Origin of the sequence: Phenylobacterium sp. (assembly GCF_028290885.1) — a bacterium.
Lineage (GTDB): Bacteria > Pseudomonadota > Alphaproteobacteria > Caulobacterales > Caulobacteraceae > Phenylobacterium.
In genome coordinates, this window is sequence record NZ_JAQGIZ010000301.1 from 1 (window position 1) to 18,064 (window position 18,064).

Consider the following 18,064-nt stretch of genomic DNA (forward strand, 5'->3'; position numbering starts at 1 on the left):
GACGCCGACCGCCCGAACGAAGGCGTCTTCGCCCTGCAGGATGATGACGAACAGTGGATGGCGCTGCGCTACGACCTAACCGCGCCGCTCGCCCGCTTCGCCGCCCAGAACTGGGAGACCCTGCCCAAGCCGTTCCGCCGCTACGCCTTCGGGCCGGTCTGGCGCAACGAGAAGCCGGGGCCGGGGCGCTACCGCGAGTTCGTGCAGTGCGACGCCGACACGGTGGGCTCGGCGCGTCCCGAGGCCGACGCCGAGATCATCGCCATGGCCGTCGCGGGCCTCGAGGCCGCGGGCCTGCCGGCTGGCTCGGCGGTGGTGAAGATCAACAACCGCAAGCTGCTCAACGGCCTGATGACCGCCGCGGGCGTCGCCAGCGAAGCGCAGAAGCTGGCGGTGCTGCGCGCCGTGGACAAGCTCGACCGGCTGGGGCCGGACGGGGTGCGGCTGCTGCTCGGCGAAGGCCGCAAGGACGAGTCCGGGGATTTCACCAAGGGCGCCGGCCTGAACGCCGCGGCGGCCGAGCGGGTGCTGGCCTTCACGGCGGCGGGCGCCGGCGGGCGCAGGGCGACGCTGGACGCGCTTTCAAACGTGGTCGGAGGATCGGCCGAGGGCGACGAGGGCCTGGCCGAGCTGGCGGCCATCGATGCGGCGCTGAAGAGCATGGCCGTGGGCGAGGAGCGGGCGACGTTCGATCCGTCCGTGGTGCGCGGGCTGGAATACTATACCGGCGCGGTGTTCGAGGCGGAGCTGCTTCTTCAGACCACGGACGAGCGCGGTCAGCCGGTGCGGTTCGGCTCGATCGGCGGCGGCGGGCGCTACGACGACCTGGTGGCCAGGTTCACCGGCGAGCGGACGCCGGCGACCGGGTTCTCGTTCGGCGTGACGCGGCTGGCGGCCGCACTGAAGGCGGCGGGGCGCGACCTGGCCGCCGCCGTGCGCGGGCCGGTGGTGGTGCTGGTGCTCGATCAGGCGCGGATGGCCGACTACATGGCCGTCGCCGGCGAGCTGCGCGCCGCGGGGATCGCCGCCGAGGTCTATCTGGGGACCTCGGGCATGCGGCCGCAGATGAAGTACGCCGACCGCCGCCTGTCGCCCGCCGCGGTGATCATCGGCGGCGACGAGTTCGCCGCCGGAACCGTCACCCTGAAGGACCTCGACCTCGGCCGGGAGCTGGCCTCCGGGGTCACCGACAACGCCGCCTGGCGCGCCGAACGGCCGGGGCAGCTGACCGTGCCGCGGGCCGAGCTGGTGGCGGCGGTCAGGAAGATCGTCGAGGCTCAGCCGTGAAGGTCGAGCCGCCGGTTCCGCCGCCGGCGCTGACCGCGATCCGCGCCGCGCTCGCTGCCGCGGGCGCCACGCCGGTCGATGCGCCGATCCTGCAGCCGCTGAACCTGCTGCTGGACCTCGCCGGCGAGGCCATGCGCGCGCGGCTGTTCGTGGTGCAGGCCGAGGGCGGGGCGGAGGCGTGCCTCAGGCCCGACTTCACCGTCGCCGTGGCGCGCCAGCACATCGAGGGCGGGGCCGCCTCGGGCCGCTATGTGTACGAGGGCCCTGCCTTCCGCTCGGCGCCGGAGGGCGACCGGCCGGAGGAGTTCGTGCAGCTGGGGGTCGAGCTGTTCGCTCCCGGCAGCGGCGGGATCGTCGAGGCGGACGCGGAGATCGCCGGCCTGGCCTGGCGCGCCGCGGTGGCCGGGGGACGCGGCGACCTGACGCTGTGGCTGGGCGACGTCGGCCTGTTCGCGGCCTTCATCGGCTCCCTGGCGCTGCCGGAGGCGCTGGCCGCGCGGCTGAAGCGGGTGGCCGGACGCCCCCGGCTGCTGAACGCCGAGTTGGCGCGGGCCGGCGAAGCGGCGGCCTCCGTCGGCGGCGGCCAGTTGGCGGCCATGCTCTCGGGGCTTTCGGAGGCCCAGGCGGCGGCCATGCTGGAAGAGGTCTGGGCCCTGGCCGGTGTCGAGCCGGTGGGCGGACGCGGGCCCGGCGAGATCGCCGCACGCTTGGTGCGCCGCGTCGAGGCGGCCTCCGCGCCGGCGCTCACCGAGTCGCAGGCCGCAGCGATCCGCGCCTTCATGGCGATCTCCGAGGCGCCGGCGGCCGGGCTGAAGCAGGTCCGCGCGCTCGCCGGCAAGGCCCGCGGCCTCGACGCTGCGCTGGCGGATTGGGAAGCGCGCTTGGCCAGGCTCGCGGAGATCCCGGCGGACCGGATGCGGTTCGCCCCGGCGCTCGGCCACGCCTTCGACTACTACGACGGCCTGACCTTCGAGGTGCGCAGCGAGGCGCTGGGCGCCGACCGGCCGGTGGCCTCGGGCGGCCGCTACGACGGCCTTCTGGCGCGGCTGGGCAGCGCGGCGGACGCGCGGGCGGTGGGCTGCGTGGTGCGGCCTTGGCGCGCCTTTACGGGGGGCGAATCGTGAGCGGCGAGCTGATCATTGCCATCCCCTCGAAGGGCCGACTGAAGGAGCAGGTGGAGGCGTGGCTGGCCGACTGCGGGCTCGACCTCGCGGTCAGCGGCGGCGCGCGGGGTTATCTGGCCAGCCTCAAGGGCCTGCCGGGCGCGCAGGTGCGGCTGCTGTCGGCCGCCGACATCGCCGATGCGCTGGGCGCGGGTGAGGCGCACCTGGGCGTCACCGGCGAGGACCTGCTGCGCGAGCGGGGCGACCTGGAAAGCCGCGTGCTGCTGTTGCGCGCCCTGGGCTTCGGCCGCGCCGACCTGGTGGTGGCCGCGCCCAGGAGCTGGCTCGACGTCGACACCATGGCCGACCTCGAGGAGGTGGCGCACGACTACTTGGCGCGCACCGGCCGGCGCATGCGGGTGGCGACCAAGTACCTGGTCCAGACGCGCGCCTTCTTCGCCCGCCACGGGGTGGTCGACTACCGGATCACCGAATCGGGCGGGGCGACCGAGGGGGCGCCGGCGGCGGGCGCGGCGGAGCTGGTGGTCGACATCACCACCACCGGCGCGACGCTGGCCGCCAACGGGCTGAAGGTGCTTTCCGACGGCCTGATCCTGAAGAGCGAGGCCCAGCTCACCGCCAGCCTGAAGGCGGAGTGGACTGCCGATCAACTGGCGACCGCCGAGCGGCTGCTGCGCGCGGTCGAGGCCCGCGCCGCGGCCCTGACCAGCGCCACCCTGGTCTGGCCGGCCAGCGGGAACGGCGCGGAGGCCAAGGTCGTGGAGCGGCTCACGGCCGCCGGCGCCTCGCGCCGTCCCAACGGCCTGCTGATCGAGGCGGGCCGCGCCGGCGAGGCCGCCGCGGCGTTGACGGCGGCCGGGCTGGGGCCTGTGACGGTGTCACAGCCGGACTTCGTCTATGAGGTCAATTGCCCGCCGTTCATAGCGTTGAAAAACCGGGTTATTTGAACTCGCCGTCAAAAGACGGTGTAAAATTTCGAAAGTTCGCGAAAAACTGATCATGGCGTGTGCATTGGGGCGGCATAAGCCGTTGACTCAGGCAGGAAATTGCCGTTCTTTCATTTCGCGAGAGACACGAAGGCACAAGACCTTGGATCTCCGGCGTTTCGGGGAGGAAACGCCCGCTCATCAGAGCGACTGCTCAAAATAAGGCCCGTTGCGTTTATCCCCCGCAACGGGCCAAATTTTTGCGCCCAGGCTGATTTTGACATATCGGCAAAATCCACATTCTCCGAAAATCCGATAGCTCAGCCGTCTCGACCGATCGGGGCGGGGAGATAGTCGCCGGGCAGGAAATCCCGCCTCATATGCTTCGTGGCGTATTCGACGAAGGCGCGAAGTTTCGGAAGCGCCGTGCTCCGGCTCGAGTAGTAGAGCGAAAGACCCGGGATATCGACCGCATTGCGATCCAGCACGGCCTCCAGTTCCCCCTGCCCTAGATAGTGCATCACGATGGAACGCGGCAGGCGGAAGAGCCCGACGCCCCTCAAGGCCGCGCGGATGCAGGCCTCGACGTCGTCGATGATCAGAGGGCCGTCGACGCCGACGGTGATGGACTGGCCATCGGCGGAAAATTGCCATCGATCGAGCAGGCGGGCCGACTGGCGAAGCAGAATGCAGCGGAAATCCTGCAGGTCCTGGGGCTGCCCCGGGCGGCCGTACCTTTCGAAGAACGCCGGGGCGCCGATGACGGCGAATGGCTCGGCGGGCGTCAGCCGCACGGCGATCATGTCCGCCTGGACGACGTGTCCGAGACGGATGCCGGCGTCGAAGCCCTCCTCGATGATATCGATCAGCCGATCCTCGCCCACCAGCTCTAACTGGACGTCGGGATAGAGGTCGATGAAGCCCGGCAACAACCGGTTGACCAGCAGGGGCAAGCTCGGCCGGGGCGTGTTGATGCGCAGCCGGCCACTGATCTGGCCGCCCAGGCCGCTCGCCGCCTCCAGACCCGCCGTCAGCATCTCCACCGCCGGCCGCGCGTGCGCGAGCAGGCGCTCCCCCGCCTCAGTCAACCCGACGCTGCGGGTCGTCCGGGAGAACAGCGGGGCGCCGATCCTGCCCTCAAGATTGCGGATCGCCTGACTCACCGCCGACGGCGTCACGCCGAGCCGGCGGGCGGCCGCCCGGAACCCGCGAAGTTCCGCCACGGCGAGGAAGGTGACCAGCCCGTCCAGGTGTGTCCGTTCGATTGATAAGCTCATCTATACGGCTCGTGCACCGTGGCACGGATTATCGAACAGTAGCCGAGGACCCACCTTCCTGCCAGCAGCAGCAGGAATCCCGAACATGACCGCCCATGGCTCGAAAATGCGCGCCTACCAGCTCGACAAGCTCGGAGGCCTGGAGGGCCTCGTCCTCGCCGAGCGCGACATTCCATCGCCGGGCACAGGCGGGGTGCTCGTCCGCGTGCGGGCGAGCTCGCTCAACTTCCGGGACCTGATCATTCTCAGTGGCGGCTATCCGGCGCCGGTCCCGTCCGGCCGCGTGCCGCTTTCGGATGGCGCGGGCGAAGTGGTCGCGGTCGGCGCGGGCGTCACCCGATTCAAACCTGGCGACCGGGTGATCAACGCCTTCTTCCCGAACTGGTTCGGCGGCGCGTTCAACGCGATGCCGGAGCAATATGTCTCGGACCACGACGGCTGGCTGACCGAATACAAGGTCGTCAGCGCCGAGGCGCTCGCGGCTATGCCGAAGCACCTGACATTCGAAGAAGCCGCGACCCTGCCCTGCGCCGCGGTGACCGCATGGTCCGCCTTGTCGGGGGTTCGGACGGGCGACACGGTGCTCACCCAAGGCACGGGCGGCGTCTCACTCTTCGCCGTCCAGCTGGCCAAGGCCTTCGGCGCCCGCGTGATCGCAACGACCTCCACGCCCGAAAAGGCGCAGCGTCTTCGGGACCTGGGCGCGGACGAAGTCGTCGACTATCGGGCCACGCCAGACTGGGGCGATCGGGTGCGCGAGCTCACCGGCGGGCGCGGCGTGGATCGCGTGGTGGAGGTCGGCGGTCCCGACACCCTCACGCAATCGGTCAAGACCATCGCCTACGGTGGCCAGATATCCCTGGTGGGGGTCCTGGCGGGCGCCGAGGGCGGCATCGATTTCATGACCATGTTCATGAGCCTGGCGACGTTCAAGCCGATCGTCGTCGGCAGCCGTCGCGATCTCGAGGACCTGGGCCGGACGCTCGAGCAGCATGAGGTCCGGCCGGTGATCGACAGCGTGTTTTCCTTTGACGACGCCAAGGCCGGCTGGAGCCATTTCGCCGACCGCCAGCTCTTCGGCAAGGTCGTCATCCGCCATTGAACGTCGACCAAGCGGGCCGACGAGCTCCAGGAGGATGAGATGCCCGCCTACGTGATCTTCATCCGCGAGCGCACCCTCGACCCGTCCGAACTCGCGGCCTACGCAAAGGCCGCGGGCCCGAGCCTTGAGGGCCCGCCGATCAAATTCCTGGCCGCCTACGGCCGCCATTAGGTGCTGGAAGGCCCGGAGCCCGAGGGTGTGGCGATCGCCGAGTTCCCGTCAGTGGAGGAGGCCAGGCGGTGGTACGAGAGTCCCGCGTACCAGGCCGCGGCGCAACATCGGTTCAAAGGCGCGATCTACCGCGGCCTCATCGTCGAGGGCGTCTAGGGCCACCCCCACGCCCTCCCCATGAAAGAGGAGGGATGACGCCCTACCAGATCCTCACCCTCTGCTCCGGCGCGAGGTACATGCCGTCGCCGGCCTTCAGGCCGAAGGCCGCGTAGAAGGCGTCGATGTTGCGCATCGGCACGTCGACGCGGGCGCGCTCCGGCGAGTGCGGGTCGGAGACCAGCTGGCGGCGCAGGGCGTCCTCGCGGGTGCGGGCCCGCCACACCTGCGCCCAGCCCATGAACACCCGCTGGTCGCCGGTCAGGCCGTCGATGACCGGGGCGGGCTGGCCGTGCAGGGAGGCATGGTAGGCGTCGAGCGCTAGCAGCAGGCCGCCCAGGTCGGCGATATTCTCGCCCATGGTCAGGTCGCCGTTGATCTTCGCGCCCGGCAACACTTCGAAGGCGGCGTACTGCTTGCCGAGCTTGCCGGCTTCCGCCTGGAACCTCGCCGCGTCCCCAGGCGTCCACCAGTCGGTGAGCTTGCCGGTGGCGTCGTAGCGGCGGCCTGAATCGTCGAAGCCGTGGGTCAGCTCGTGGCCGATCACCGCGCCGACGCCGCCGTAGTTCACCGCCATGTCGCCGTCCGGGTCGAAGAACGGCGGCTGCAGGATGGCGGCCGGGAAGACGATCTCGTTGCCGACCGGGTTGTAGTAGGCGTTGATGGTCGGCGGCGTCATGCCCCACTCGGACTTGTCCACTGGCCCGCCGAGTCGCCCTGTGCGGAAGTCCCAATCGAACTGGACAGCCCGCTTCACGTCGCCGTAGAGGTCGTTGTCCCTGATCGCCAGGCCCGAGTAGTCGCGCCACTTGTCGGGGTAGGCGATCTTCACGGTGACGGCGGCGAGCTTGTCCTGCGCCTTGGCCTTGGTGGCCGCGCTCATCCAGTCGAGCTTGTCGATGCGGCCCTTCATGGCGGCGCGAATGTCGCCCACCAGAGCCACCATCTTGGCCTTGCTCTGCGCCGGGAAGTAGGCCTGGACGTAGATCTTGCCGAGCGCCTCGCCGATCTGGCCGTCCACCAGGCCGACGCCGCGTTTCCAGCGGGGCGGCTGGGCCTTGGTCCCGCTGAGCACGGCGCTGCGGAAATCGTAGTGGGCCTTGTCGAAGTTGCTGGAGAGATAGGGCGCGGCCTGGTCGACCAGGTTGAAGGCCTGCCAGGCCTTCAGCGTCGCCACCGGCGTCCTGGCGTAGATCGCCGCGATCTTCGGCAGGGCGGTCTTTTCCTGCACCACCACATGGTCGGCCTTGGTCAGGCCCGCGCCCTTCAGGAACCCGGCCCAGTCGAAGCCGGGCGCCAGCTCGCCGAGCTCGGCGACGGGATGGGGGTTGTACATGGCGTTGTCGTCGCGCTGCTGGGCGCGGGTCCACGAGACCTTGGCGATCTCGGTCTCCATGGCGACGATCGCCTTGGCGTTGGCCGCAGGCTGGGGCCAGCCGGCCAGCGTCAGCATCTGGGCGACATAGGCCTCATACTTGGCCTTCTGGGGCGCGAAGCTGGCTTCCAGGTAGTAGTCGCGGTCGGGCAGACCCAGGCCCGCCTGTCCGAGGTAGACCGCATAGTGGTTGGGGTCCTTGGCGTCGGCCTGCACCTGGCCGCCGAACATGCTGCCGCCGAAGGCGTGGAGCGAGGCGCCCATGGCCCGCGCTATGCCGGCGCGGGTCTTCTCGGCGCGGATGGCGGCGAGGTCGCCGGCCAGGGGCCTCGCGCCCAGAGCCTCGACCTTGGCCTCGTCCATGAAGGCCCGGTAGAGCCCGCCCACCTGGCCATGCTCGCCGGTGGCGGCCTTGTCCGCAGCGGCGGCGTCGACCACCGCGTGCATGCGGCTCTGCGAGAGCTCGTTCAGGGTGTCGAAGGCCCCGTAGCGCGAGCGGTCGGCCGGGATGTCGAGGGTCTTCAGGTAGCCGCCATTGGCGTACTGATAGAAGTCCTGCGCCGGCGTGGTGGCGGTGTCGCGGCCCGAGAGGTCGAAGCCCCAGGTCCCCATGCGGGGGGCTTTGGACAGGTCGGGCGCGGAACTGGGGGCGACGGCGACGGGCTTGGGCTGCGCGGGCGCGGGGCCGGCGGCCAGGAGGGCGGCGGCCGCGGCGGCGCCCGGCCAGTAGGTCTTCATCGGGGAAGCTTCCAAAGGTTGACGTGGCGGGACCATGCCCCGCGCAGGCGGCGTTATGGTGTTACAATTTGGTCAGAAACCGCGACCGATTGCAGCGCGCCTCAGCGCTTCATCGGCGCCATGGCGGGCGGACCCATGCCGGCGCTGACCGCGAAGGCGACCTTGATCTTGGCGCCGCTGGCGAATGTGAGCGTCGCCGGCGCCTGGTCCCCGTCCTTCAGCGTCCGGGTCAGGCCGATCAGCATCAGGTGGTAGGCGCCGGGCCCGAAGGTCGCCTCGCCGCCAGCCGGCACCGGGACTCCGTTCACCTTTGCCATCGACATGACCCCGCCGGCCATGGACATCGAATGGATCTCGACGCGCGCGGCCAACGGGCTTTCGACCTTTTGCAGGACGTCGGCCGAGCGGCCGTGGTTGGCCAGCACCATGTAGCCGACGCCGTTGGTCCCGGCGACGGCGGGCCGGCTCCAAGGCTGGAGGACTTCCATCTTGCCCGAGCCGTAGGCGGCTAGCGGCGTGGCAAGGGCCGCGACGGCGGCGGCGATCGGGAACAGTCTCATGGGGCTGACATACTCAATGATGATGGCCGCTGTCGGGCGCCGCGGCCGTGAGGGCGCCGAAGGCGCGCGATTGGGCGTGATGAACTTCATCGCTCTGTTCCTCTGCCAGCTTCAAAAGCTGTACTTCAGGTCTGCGATGAACGTCCGCTGCGGGAACGGGTGGAAGAGGAAGTAGGAGCGGCCACCCAGGTTGTCGACGCCAAAGCCGGCGACCAGGTGCGGGGTCACCTGATAGCGGGCGTGCGCGTCGGCGACGAAGTAGCCGCCGAAGCCCTGGTAGGTGTTGGCGTAGTGGTCGCTGTTGTCGATCGTCGCGAAGGATCGGTCGCTGTAGCGGGCGGCCAGCGTCAGATCGAGCTTCGGGGTGGCGGCATAGGTGGCCACGACCGATCCCCGCAGATGCGGCAGCTGCGGCAGGTCCTTGCCCACCGCCGCGGCGAAGGCCGAGTCCCGGTCGGTCTTGGCGTCGACGTAGGTCACCCAGCCGGAGAGCTCCAGGCCCGGAACGAACGCGTCCTTCTGATCGGCGACGATCTCGACGCCAGTGGCGTGCGTGCGGTCGATGTTCTGGACGAAGCTGAAGAGGCTGGTCGATCCGGGCAGCAGGGGCGCCGTCTGCGAAAGCAGGGTGTTGCGGATGCGCTCGTCGAACACCGAAACCCGCAGGCTGCCGCGGGTCCAGAGACGCTCGGCGGACAGTTCGCTGGAGACCGCCCGCTCGGGTTTGAGGTTCGGATTGGGCACGCTCAGGATCGCGCCCGTGGTGATCGCCTGGTAGAGCTCGGTCACCGTCGGGAAGCGGTAGGCGACGCCCACGGATCCCTTGAAGATCCAGTCGGCCGAAGGCGCATAGCTGAGGGTCGCTTTCGGCGAGAAAGCGTCTTTCTTGAGCCCCGGCTGGCTGGCGTTCAGCGGCGGCGCGGCGGAGAAGGTCAGGCCGTCATAGGCCCGCCAATGCTCGTAACGGCCGCCGAGCGTCGCCTTCAACTGCGGCGTGATCGACCACACGTCCTGAACCCACAGCGCCCGGGTCTCGGTGCGGCCACGGCTGAACGACAGCGTCGCGCCCGCCGAGCCGTTGATCCAGTCGGTCAGCGCGTACTTCGGATTGTTGAGCTTGAAGCCGTCTTCGTGGGCCCCGAAGGTGACGATGTTGGGACTGCCCGCCGGCCGCCAGGTCCCCTTGGCGTCGAGCGTGTACCAGCCCGTACCGTCGAGCGATGTGGTCGTCCCCGGGCCTCCGGAAAACGCCGCCGGCAGGGCGGCGGTCGGACTGCGCTGGCGGCTCTTCAGATAGTCGAACCTGGTCGCGACCAATTCGAAGTCGAAGACGCCGTCGGTGTGCGAGGCCAGGGACAGGCCCTGCGCCAGCTCGAGCTCTTCGAGGTTGTAGACGCTGCTGGAAAAGGCGCTGTTCGCGATGGTGTAGGCGCGCCCGCCGATGTTGACCGGGCCCGCATAGACCGCCTGGCCGGCGGCGTCGCGCAGGTAGCTGTTCACCGTCGAGTCGTCGTCGTTGTAGAACAGGCCGAAGGTATAGGCCGCGGTGACCCTGGGCGTCAGGTCATAGGTTGCGCGGCCTGACAGGTTGTCCTGGACCTGGTGTTCAATGCCGGCCGAGCCCAGCACGGAGATCGGCACGCTGGTGCGGTTGGCGTCGCTGAAGGCGCCGGTCACCGGGATGCCCGCCGTGCTGGCCGTCGTGGGCACGGTGGCGGTGACGTAGGTGAGCGGCTGGGCGCGGCTGTCGAGGTGGTTGTAGCTCAGCCGGAACGCCAGCGGCTCGAACCGGTCGCCAAGATCGGCGGCGAATCGCCCTGTCCGATAGCTCTTGTCGTCGCCGTATTTCGAGAACGACTGGACGGCGCCCTGGACCTGCGCGCTCGCCTCGAAGCTGCGCGGCATGCGGGTGGTGAAGGCGATGACGCTGCCGATGGAATTGCCGGCGTATTGCGCGGCGAAGGGGCCGTAGAGCACATCGACGCGGTCGATGGCGTCCGGCGAGACCAGGCCCCACTTGGGCGAAGCGCTGGTGTTGTTGTTACCGATCAACGAGGAGAGCAGCACCCCGTCGACGTAGATCAGGCTGCGCGCTGACGCCCCGACGCCGGAGGTGCGCGTGGTGATGGGTGACTGGGTGTCGCCGATATGCCGCTGCCGGATCAGGATGTTCGGCAGGTAGCGCAGGGTGTCTTCGGGCGTGATCACGTTGATCGTCTTGGCGATCTGGTCGGCGGTAATGCTCTCGGTCGTCGTGGGCAGGTCGCCGAGGCCGGAGATCGACGACGGGGCCGTGACGACGACCGGCGAGACGGTGGAGCCGGCCGGCCCCTCGTCGGCGCGGGCGGCATGGGTGACGGCCAGGGCGCACAGGGCTGCGCCGGTGAGTAGGGCGCTGTGGAGCGCCGGATATCGAATGGGCATGAAGGATCCTGAACAGCAGGCGTGGGCAGGCGCCCTCGCGGGCGCGGCTCTAAAGGCTGAGGTTCAGGCGGTGGGGGGCCCTTGGCCCGGCGGGCGGGGCGGGGCCCGGGCGCGGGGCTCGAGCAGGCTGACGACTGGCGCGTGCTCGACGCGCTCGGCGGCGTAGGCGACCGGCTGGACGGCCAGCTGCGGCGTGACGACGGCAGCCATGGCGGCGGCCAGGCAGTCCTGACAGGGCATGCCGCCGAAGCCCTTGTGCGGCGCCGGCTGGCCGTGGGGAGCGATCGTCTCAGTCCCTGTGGCCGTGCAGATGGTCACCGTGCCGGACGAGTCCGGCCGCGCCATGGCGGCGGCGGGGATCAGCGCCTGAACCAGCAGCGCGAACACGGCGAAGAGCGCGGCGAGCGCCCTTCGGTCGTGTGCGGGATGGCGGGCGGACGGCATGGCGCGCTGTCTACGCCGTTCGCGCGATTTCTCAAGGCGTGGGCGCTGCGCCATAGTCCCCACGATCCCGTCCGGAGCGCTCATGCCCGCCCACCTCCAGCCCGAAGCCTACAAGGACGTGGTCCTGTTCCTGGCCACCGCCGGCGTGATCGTGCCGCTGTTCCGCCGCTGGAATCTCTCGCCCATCCTGGGGTTCCTGGGCGCCGGCGTGCTGCTCGGCCCCTTCGGCCTCGGCAGCCTGGCCGACGAGGCGCCGTGGCTCGGCGCGCTGACCATCGACAATCCCGACGAGGTCGCCCAGCTCGCCGAGTTCGGCGTGGTGTTCCTGCTCTTCATGATCGGCCTGGAGCTCTCTTGGGAGCGGTTGCGGTCCATGCGCCGGTTCGTCTTCGGCCTGGGCGCGGCGCAGGTGGGCCTGAGCCTCGCCGCCACCGCGGGCGCGGCGCTGGCGCTCGGCCAGCCGCTGGGCGCGGCCATCGCCATCGGCGCGGCGCTGTCGCTCTCGTCCACCGCCATCGTCATGCCGATCCTGGCCGAGCAGAAGCGGCAGCATTCGCTGGCTGGCCGGGCGACCTTCTCGGTGCTGCTGTTCCAGGACCTCGCGGTAGCCCCGATCCTGGTCACCCTGACCCTGCTCGGCCGCCGCGGCGAGGCGCCGACGCTGTCGCCCGACCTGCTGCTGGCCTTCGCCCCGGCGGTGCTGGGGGTGGTCGGTCTGCTGGTGGTGGGCCGGCTGATCCTGCGGCCCATGCTGCGCTCGGTGGCGCGCGCCAAGAGCGAGGAGATGTTCGTCGCCGCCTGCCTGCTGGTGGTGATCGGCGCGGGTCTGGTCAGCGCCTTTACCGGCCTTTCGATGGCCCTGGGCGCCTTCATCGCTGGCCTGCTGCTCGCCGAGACCGAGTTCCGCCACGAGGTCGAGGTGACCATCGAGCCGTTCAAAGGCCTGCTGCTCGGCCTGTTCTTCCTCTCCATCGGCATCGGGCTGAACCTGCCCTTGCTGCTAGCCAGGCCCCTGGAGGTGCTGGGCGCGGCCGCCGGACTGACCTGCGTCAACGGTGCGGCGGTGTTCGTCCTGGCCAGGCTCTTCCGGCTGCGGACGCGGGCGGCGGCGGAAGCCGCCCTGCTGCTGGCCGGGGCCGGCGAGTTCGCCTTTGTGATCCTGGGGCAGGCCATGGACCAGAGGCTGGTGGACCGCACCACCGGCCAGGCCCTGCTGGTGGCCGCCACGCTCTCGATGATCAGCATCCCGTTCCTGGCGGCGCTGGGCGCGAAGATCGGCGGGCGACGGATTTCGCCGGCCGACCTGCCGGAGGCGGTGGGCGACAAGCCGCCGGAACCGCGCGTGCTGATCGCCGGCTATGGGCGGGTCGGGCGGCTGGTCGGCGAGATGCTGCGCCGCCACGACATCGCCTGGGTGGCGGTCGAGCAGGACGCACGGCTGGTGGAGGCCGGCCGGCGGGCGGGCGAGACGCTGTTCTTCGGCGACGCGGCGCGGCCGGATTTCCTGGCCCGCTGCGGCCTGGCCGAGGCCCCGGCGCTGGTGGTGACCATGGACGACCCGGACGGCGCCGAGGCGATCGTTTCGGTGGCCCGCGAGCTGCGCCCGGACCTGACCATCGTCGCCCGCGCCCGCGACGCCCGCCACGCCCAGCGGCTCTATGACCTCGGCGCCACCGACGCGGTGCCCGAGACTGTGGAGGCGAGCCTGCAGCTGTCCGAAGCCCTGCTGGTGGAGATCGGCGTGCCGATGGGCCTGGTGATCGCTTCGATCCACGAGCGGCGCGACGAGTTCCGCAAGGCCTTGAACCGGCCCGACGCGCTCGGCGGGCGCACCCGCGCCAGGCGGGCGAATCGCAACGCCTGAACGGCGCCGGAACGGCGCCGAAAATTAGTCCGTCCCCAACCTGCGGCGGGAACCAAGCGGCGCCGTCTACGTTGCAGGAGGAGCGCATAGGGGCGCAGGTCAGGACAAGGGGCGCGGATGTTGCTGCGCGGCTGGGATTCGCGAGGCGGTTGGCTCAGGCCTAACGCCGCGTTTGCGTGCCCGTCCAACGGCGGCGATGCGGCAAATTTACAAGTTATTCCAAGAATGTCGGCGGGAATCAGGCGCGAGGCGGCAGGGTCTTCGCAAGTCCCGTCCAGAACTTGTTAGAGCTAAGGGAGGAACTGGCTAATGCGCCGGACGCGCCAGTTTTTCCAGCCAAGCAAGCGATCAGCGTTCGTCATGACGTTGATCCGCGAGGCGATAGTCGTATAGCGTCCGGCATAGGTTCGCGGGTCAGCGAGATTGAGGTTCAAGTGTGGCTTCGGCGACACTTACGCAATCAGCGGGCCTTGATATAAGAAATGCTGGGTCAATTGGCCGCAGCACTGAGGGCAATGAGAGGGCTCTGATTATGAAGTTCAAACTCCTGGCAGGGGCCGCTATGGCCGCGGTGTTCGCGGCGTCTGGCGCTGCTGCGCAAGTCGGTTGGTATGGGGCCGTCGATCTCGGCTATCACTGGCCGGAAGGCATCAAGGCCGACTCCTCCAACCTGGCCGCCAACGGCATCAAGTATACGTGGCGCTTCAGCCAGCAGGATGACTGGGCCGGCTTCGCCCGTCTCGGCTATCAGGTCACCGACCACTGGCGCGTCGAACTGGAAGCCGGCTACCGCCCCGGTGACATCAGTTCGGTCCTCGGCGGCACCAACCAAGCGGTCATCGGCCTCTGCACCCCCGGCGTGGTCCGCACCACCGCCGCTCCGAACTGCGGAAAGCCGAGCGGCAAGCTCGAATCCTGGACCGTGATGGGCAATGTCCTCTACGACATCGGCCCCGACTGGATGATCAATCCGTTCATCGGCGCCGGCGTCGGCGTCAACCACCTCAACCTGACGACGGACGGTCAGTTCTCCAACGTCACGGGCGTGGTCACCGGCGTGGCCGGCGCCAACCCGGCCATCCAGAACCTGCACATCGACGACAGCGACACCGTCTTCGCGTGGCAAGTGCTCGCCGGCCTGGCCTGGAAGGCGACGGACCGTCTGAACGTCGACGTCACCTACCGCTACCTCAGCGGCTCGGACGCGTCGTTCAAATCCACGGGCACCGCGGCCCTGCAACCCGGCGCCTTCAAAGGCAAGTACCAAGACAGCTCGGTGACCTTGGGCCTGCGCTACTCCTTCGCGCCGCCTCCCCCGCCGCCGCCTCCCCCGCCGCCGCCTCCCCCGCCGCCGCCGCCTCCCCCGCCGCCTCCGCCTCCTCCGCCGCCGCCTCCGCCGGCCTATGAGGCGAAGCAGTTCATCGTCTACTTCCCGTTCGATCAGTACATCCTGACGCCGGAAGCCCAGACGGTGGTGCAGGAAGCCGCGAACTACGCCTCCGCCGGTCACGCCACCCGGGTTGTGGTCGTCGGTCACACCGACACCTCCGGCTCGGCGGCCTACAACGTCCGCCTGTCGGAACGCCGCGCCAAGGCGGTCGCCGACGCTCTGGTCGGGATGGGCGTGCCCCAGACCGCCCTGTCGGTCGACTGGAAGGGCGAAACCGACCCGGCAGTCGCCACCGGCGACGGTGTGAAGGAACCGCTGAACCGCCGTTCGACGATCGACATCAACTTCTGATCTCGACCGCCGACGGTTCGGCAAGAGTAGCGGGAGCCCGGCCGAAAGGCCGGGCTCCTTGCGTTTGAGCTAGGCTCCTCCCCGAAGGGAACACTTCGGGGGAAGGGGACCGCGGAACGCGGTGGAGGGGGCGCAAGGCCTCAAGCTCGGCGTGTGAGGCCTTGCGCCCCCTCCGTCTCGCGGCTGCGCGGCGATCCACCTTGTATCTTCGGATGGTGTCAGAGTGACGCTTGCGGACGGTCCTCTGACCAGGACCGCGAGGCGGTGAGCCAGGAGGCGGTCGCCCTGGTCAGGGCGGCCCGCCGCGGCGCCCGCCGCCAGGGAGTGGTGGAGAGCTTCCTGCAGGAGTTTAGCCTGTCGACCTACGGCCTGACGCTCGGCGTCCACAGCCGCATCGAGGCCTTTGCCGAGCGGGTGCGCGCAGCGGTCCCGGCCGGCAACGCCTACGTCAACCACTCGATGATCGGCGCGGTGGTGGGCGTCCAGCCGTCCGGCGGCGAGGGCCTTTCCGGCGCCGGCCCCAAGGCGGGCGGGCCGAACGCCCTGCCGCGTTACGCTGTGGAACGGGCGGTAAGCGTCAACATCGCCGCCCAGGGCGGCGATCCGGCGCTGCTGAATCTCAATCCCTAGGGCGGAGCGTCAGGTCCGCGTTGAAAGCCATTCTTCGCCGGAGCGCTGGTCTATAGCGCCCTGCGGGATGTCTGGAGGAGCGCACGGGGTTGACCTCGCTCCCGTACCCCGGTTCCCTCATCTGAGGTCAGCAGGGGGAACAGGATGGCGAGACAGCCGGCTGACGCGGCGGAGGTTCGCCGCCTTCCGATCCTGCTCTACATGGCCGGCATGATGCTGCTGGTCGGCTTCGGCTCGCCCGCCGGCGGGCTGATCGACGTGCCGGTCACCTTCTTCCTGAAGAACAAGCTGCACCTTGAAGCGCACGAGGTCGCCAACTTCCGGCTGGCGGCCGCCATCCCGCTCTACGTGGGCCTCATTTTCGGCTTCGCGCGCGACCGGTGGAACATCCTGGGCCGCAAGGACCGCGGCATGCTGATGGTGTTCGGCGCGGTTTGCGCTGCCGTCTACGCCGGGTTCGCCGCCGCTTCGCCCAGCTACCCGGTGCTGATGGCTGCGATCCTGGTGTCTCTGGTGGCCTGGTCGTTCACCCGGGCGGCCGAGCAGGGGTTGGCCTCGATGGCCGGGCAGCAACTCGCCATGACCGGCTGGATGAGCGTGGTCTGGAGCGTCTGCGCCTCGGTTCCCTATCTGGCAGCGTACGGGGCGGGCGGCCTGCTCAGCCAGTTCCTCGAAGGACAGCGCGCCGACGCTGCGGCTCGCATCCTGTTCCTCGTCGGCGCAGGTCTGATGGCCGCCGTCGCGCTCTACGGCGCCTGGAAGCCGCGGGTCGTCTACGACCATCTGAAGCTCGAGCATTCGAAGGCCCGCCCGCTCGATGAACTCTCGCGGCTTGCCCGGCACTGGCCGGTCTACCCGGCGCTGCTGGTCTGGTTCCTGTGGTCCTTCGCACCGGGATCGGGCACGCCGCTGCAGTACTACCTGCAGAACACCCTGCACGCCTCAGACGCCCAGTGGGGCGCGTGGAACGCGATCTTCGCCGCCGCCTTCATCCCCACCTATTTCCTTTACGGGGCGCTCTGTCGCCGATTCACCGCGCGCACCCTGCTCTTCTGGGGGACGATCGTCGGGATTCCGCAGTTCGTGCCGCTCTACTTCGTCCACTCGGTGCACGGAGCCATGTGGGGCGCGGCCTTCATCGGCTTGACCGGGGGCGTCGCGTCATCGGCCTTCATCGACCTGCTGATGCGCTCGGCGCCCAGGGCTCTGCAAGGCACGATCATGATGATGGCGGGCAGCCTCTACTGGGTGGCGATACGGTTCGGCGACGTGCTGGGCACCTACCTCTATGATTACGCCGGCGGCTTCACGGCCTGCGTCGTGGCGATCACTCTCGCCTACGCGCTGATCCTCCCCGTCCTGTTGCTCGTCCCCAAACGCCTGATCGCTACCCGCGACGGAGAAACCTTGCCGATCGAGGACGCCGCACTCGAGGTGGAGGCCTTGGCCGTTCAACGCGCCTGAGGACAGCGCGTCCGCTCCCAAGGCGCGATGTTGATCTCACTCCTCCGGCCGCCCATCCGTTTCCCGGTCACAGTCTCGTGAGCGGAGGTGCGTCAACGAGCGCCAAGCCCTTGATCTGCCGAGGGCAGGCGCGCCTGTTAACCTTTGGTTTACAAAAAAATCTGGGCGCCGACTGACCCTCCTCATTGACGAGTCATTAGGACGGGTGCCCCATATATGGGTTGATTGGGCGGCTCGCCCACAACATGTAGGGGCTCAGAACGAAGCCGGGGGCGGCGTGTTCTGTTAGGGGCATGGATCAGGACGATGAGTGAAGCGGCGAAAGTTGGGATTGCCGAGGCGGTTGAACGGGTTGCGGAGGCGCCTGCGCGCCCGCAACTGCAGCTGGTCAGGAAGGTCGAGGTCGACCGGTCGCGCGACGCGCTGCTGACCGACTTCGGCAAGACCACGCTGGAGGACCGCTACCTGCTGGCGGGCGAGTCGTACCAGGACATGTTCGCCCGCGTGGCCACGGCCTACGCCGACGACGCGGACCACGCCCAGCGCGTCTATGACTATATCTCGAAGCTCTGGTTCATGCCGTCGACGCCGGTGCTGTCGAACGGCGGCGCGGGCCGCGGGCTGCCGATCTCCTGCTTCCTCAACGCCGTGCCGGACAGCCTGGAAGGCATCCAGAGCGTCTGGAACGAGAACGTGGCGCTGGCCTCCAACGGCGGCGGCATCGGCACCTACTGGGGCGGCGTCCGCTCGATCGGCGAGAAGGTGAAGGGCGCCGGCCAGA

At 69.5% G+C, this 18,064-nt stretch carries 15 protein-coding genes and 1 pseudogene; 11 read left to right on the forward strand and 5 right to left on the reverse strand.

Annotated elements, in window-relative coordinates; translation table 11 throughout:
• From hisS to hisG, 3 genes are all read left to right on the forward strand, one after another.
• Positions 1-1,287, forward strand: a 1,287-nt coding sequence (hisS, locus tag JWP28_RS19770) for a histidine--tRNA ligase (protein ID WP_299545569.1), incomplete at its 5' end; no start/stop codon positions are given.
• Entirely contained in the window at positions 1,284-2,411 is a 1,128-nt protein-coding gene (locus tag JWP28_RS19775; RefSeq protein WP_299545570.1) for an ATP phosphoribosyltransferase regulatory subunit, read from the forward strand. The genes hisS and JWP28_RS19775, both read left to right, overlap by 4 nt.
• Positions 2,408-3,358: an ATP phosphoribosyltransferase gene (gene hisG / locus JWP28_RS19780; protein ID WP_299545571.1), complete on the forward strand. Its 951-nt coding sequence runs from the start codon at positions 2,408-2,410 to the stop codon at positions 3,356-3,358. The genes JWP28_RS19775 and hisG overlap by 4 nt, the downstream gene beginning before the upstream one ends.
• A gap of 299 nt (positions 3,359-3,657) precedes the next feature.
• On the opposite strand, the gene JWP28_RS19785 is transcribed toward hisG, so the two are convergent.
• Positions 3,658-4,614, reverse strand: a complete 957-nt coding sequence (locus JWP28_RS19785; protein WP_299545572.1) for a LysR family transcriptional regulator — start codon at positions 4,612-4,614, stop codon at positions 3,658-3,660.
• 85 nt (positions 4,615-4,699) lie between these two features.
• Here JWP28_RS19785 and JWP28_RS19790 point away from each other — a divergent pair, with 85 nt between their 5' ends.
• Genes JWP28_RS19790 through JWP28_RS19800 form a run of 3 tightly spaced genes read left to right on the forward strand, consistent with a single transcriptional unit; the run spans position 4,700 to position 6,043 of the window.
• Complete coding sequence (locus tag JWP28_RS19790; protein ID WP_299545573.1) at positions 4,700-5,716, forward strand: NAD(P)-dependent alcohol dehydrogenase; 1,017 nt, start codon at positions 4,700-4,702, stop codon at positions 5,714-5,716.
• A gap of 39 nt (positions 5,717-5,755) precedes the next feature.
• On the forward strand, positions 5,756-5,887 hold the full coding sequence (locus JWP28_RS19795) for a hypothetical protein (RefSeq protein WP_299545574.1): 132 nt from the start codon (positions 5,756-5,758) through the stop codon (positions 5,885-5,887).
• Positions 5,888-6,043 carry a DUF1330 domain-containing protein gene (locus JWP28_RS19800; protein WP_299545575.1) on the forward strand — a complete coding sequence of 52 codons (156 nt, stop codon included), beginning with the start codon at positions 5,888-5,890 and terminating at the stop codon, positions 6,041-6,043.
• A 43-nt stretch (positions 6,044-6,086) separates the two neighbouring features.
• Here the strand turns inward: JWP28_RS19800 and JWP28_RS19805 are convergent, their stop codons facing one another.
• The 4 genes from JWP28_RS19805 to JWP28_RS19820 all read right to left on the reverse strand — a co-directional run bounded on the left by JWP28_RS19805 (position 6,087) and on the right by JWP28_RS19820 (position 11,584).
• On the reverse strand, positions 6,087-8,156 hold the full coding sequence (locus tag JWP28_RS19805; RefSeq protein ID WP_299545576.1) for a M13-type metalloendopeptidase: 2,070 nt from the start codon (positions 8,154-8,156) through the stop codon (positions 6,087-6,089).
• 101 nt (positions 8,157-8,257) lie between these two features.
• Positions 8,258-8,716: a copper chaperone PCu(A)C gene (locus tag JWP28_RS19810; RefSeq protein ID WP_299545577.1), complete on the reverse strand. Its 459-nt coding sequence runs from the start codon at positions 8,714-8,716 to the stop codon at positions 8,258-8,260.
• 111 nt (positions 8,717-8,827) lie between these two features.
• Positions 8,828-11,140: a TonB-dependent receptor gene (locus JWP28_RS19815; protein ID WP_299545578.1), complete on the reverse strand. Its 2,313-nt coding sequence runs from the start codon at positions 11,138-11,140 to the stop codon at positions 8,828-8,830.
• Positions 11,141-11,203: 63 nt separating this feature from the next.
• Entirely contained in the window at positions 11,204-11,584 is a 381-nt protein-coding gene (locus JWP28_RS19820; protein WP_299545579.1) for a DUF2946 family protein, read from the reverse strand.
• An 82-nt stretch (positions 11,585-11,666) separates the two neighbouring features.
• Between JWP28_RS19820 and JWP28_RS19825 the strand changes: the two genes are divergently transcribed.
• The 5 genes and pseudogenes from JWP28_RS19825 to JWP28_RS19845 form a co-directional block, all read left to right on the forward strand.
• On the forward strand, positions 11,667-13,448 hold the full coding sequence (locus tag JWP28_RS19825; protein WP_299545580.1) for a cation:proton antiporter: 1,782 nt from the start codon (positions 11,667-11,669) through the stop codon (positions 13,446-13,448).
• A gap of 532 nt (positions 13,449-13,980) precedes the next feature.
• Entirely contained in the window at positions 13,981-15,189 is a 1,209-nt protein-coding gene (locus JWP28_RS19830) for an OmpA family protein (protein ID WP_299545581.1), read from the forward strand.
• 363 nt (positions 15,190-15,552) lie between these two features.
• Positions 15,553-15,819, forward strand: a pseudogene (locus JWP28_RS19835) (aldehyde dehydrogenase family protein); the annotation flags it as partial.
• Positions 15,820-15,963: 144 nt separating this feature from the next.
• Positions 15,964-17,283 carry an MFS transporter gene (locus tag JWP28_RS19840; protein WP_299545582.1) on the forward strand — a complete coding sequence of 440 codons (1,320 nt, stop codon included), beginning with the start codon at positions 15,964-15,966 and terminating at the stop codon, positions 17,281-17,283.
• Between the two features lie 306 nt (positions 17,284-17,589).
• Positions 17,590-18,064: ribonucleotide reductase N-terminal alpha domain-containing protein (locus JWP28_RS19845; RefSeq protein ID WP_299545583.1), on the forward strand; the 475-nt coding region annotated here is incomplete at its 3' end.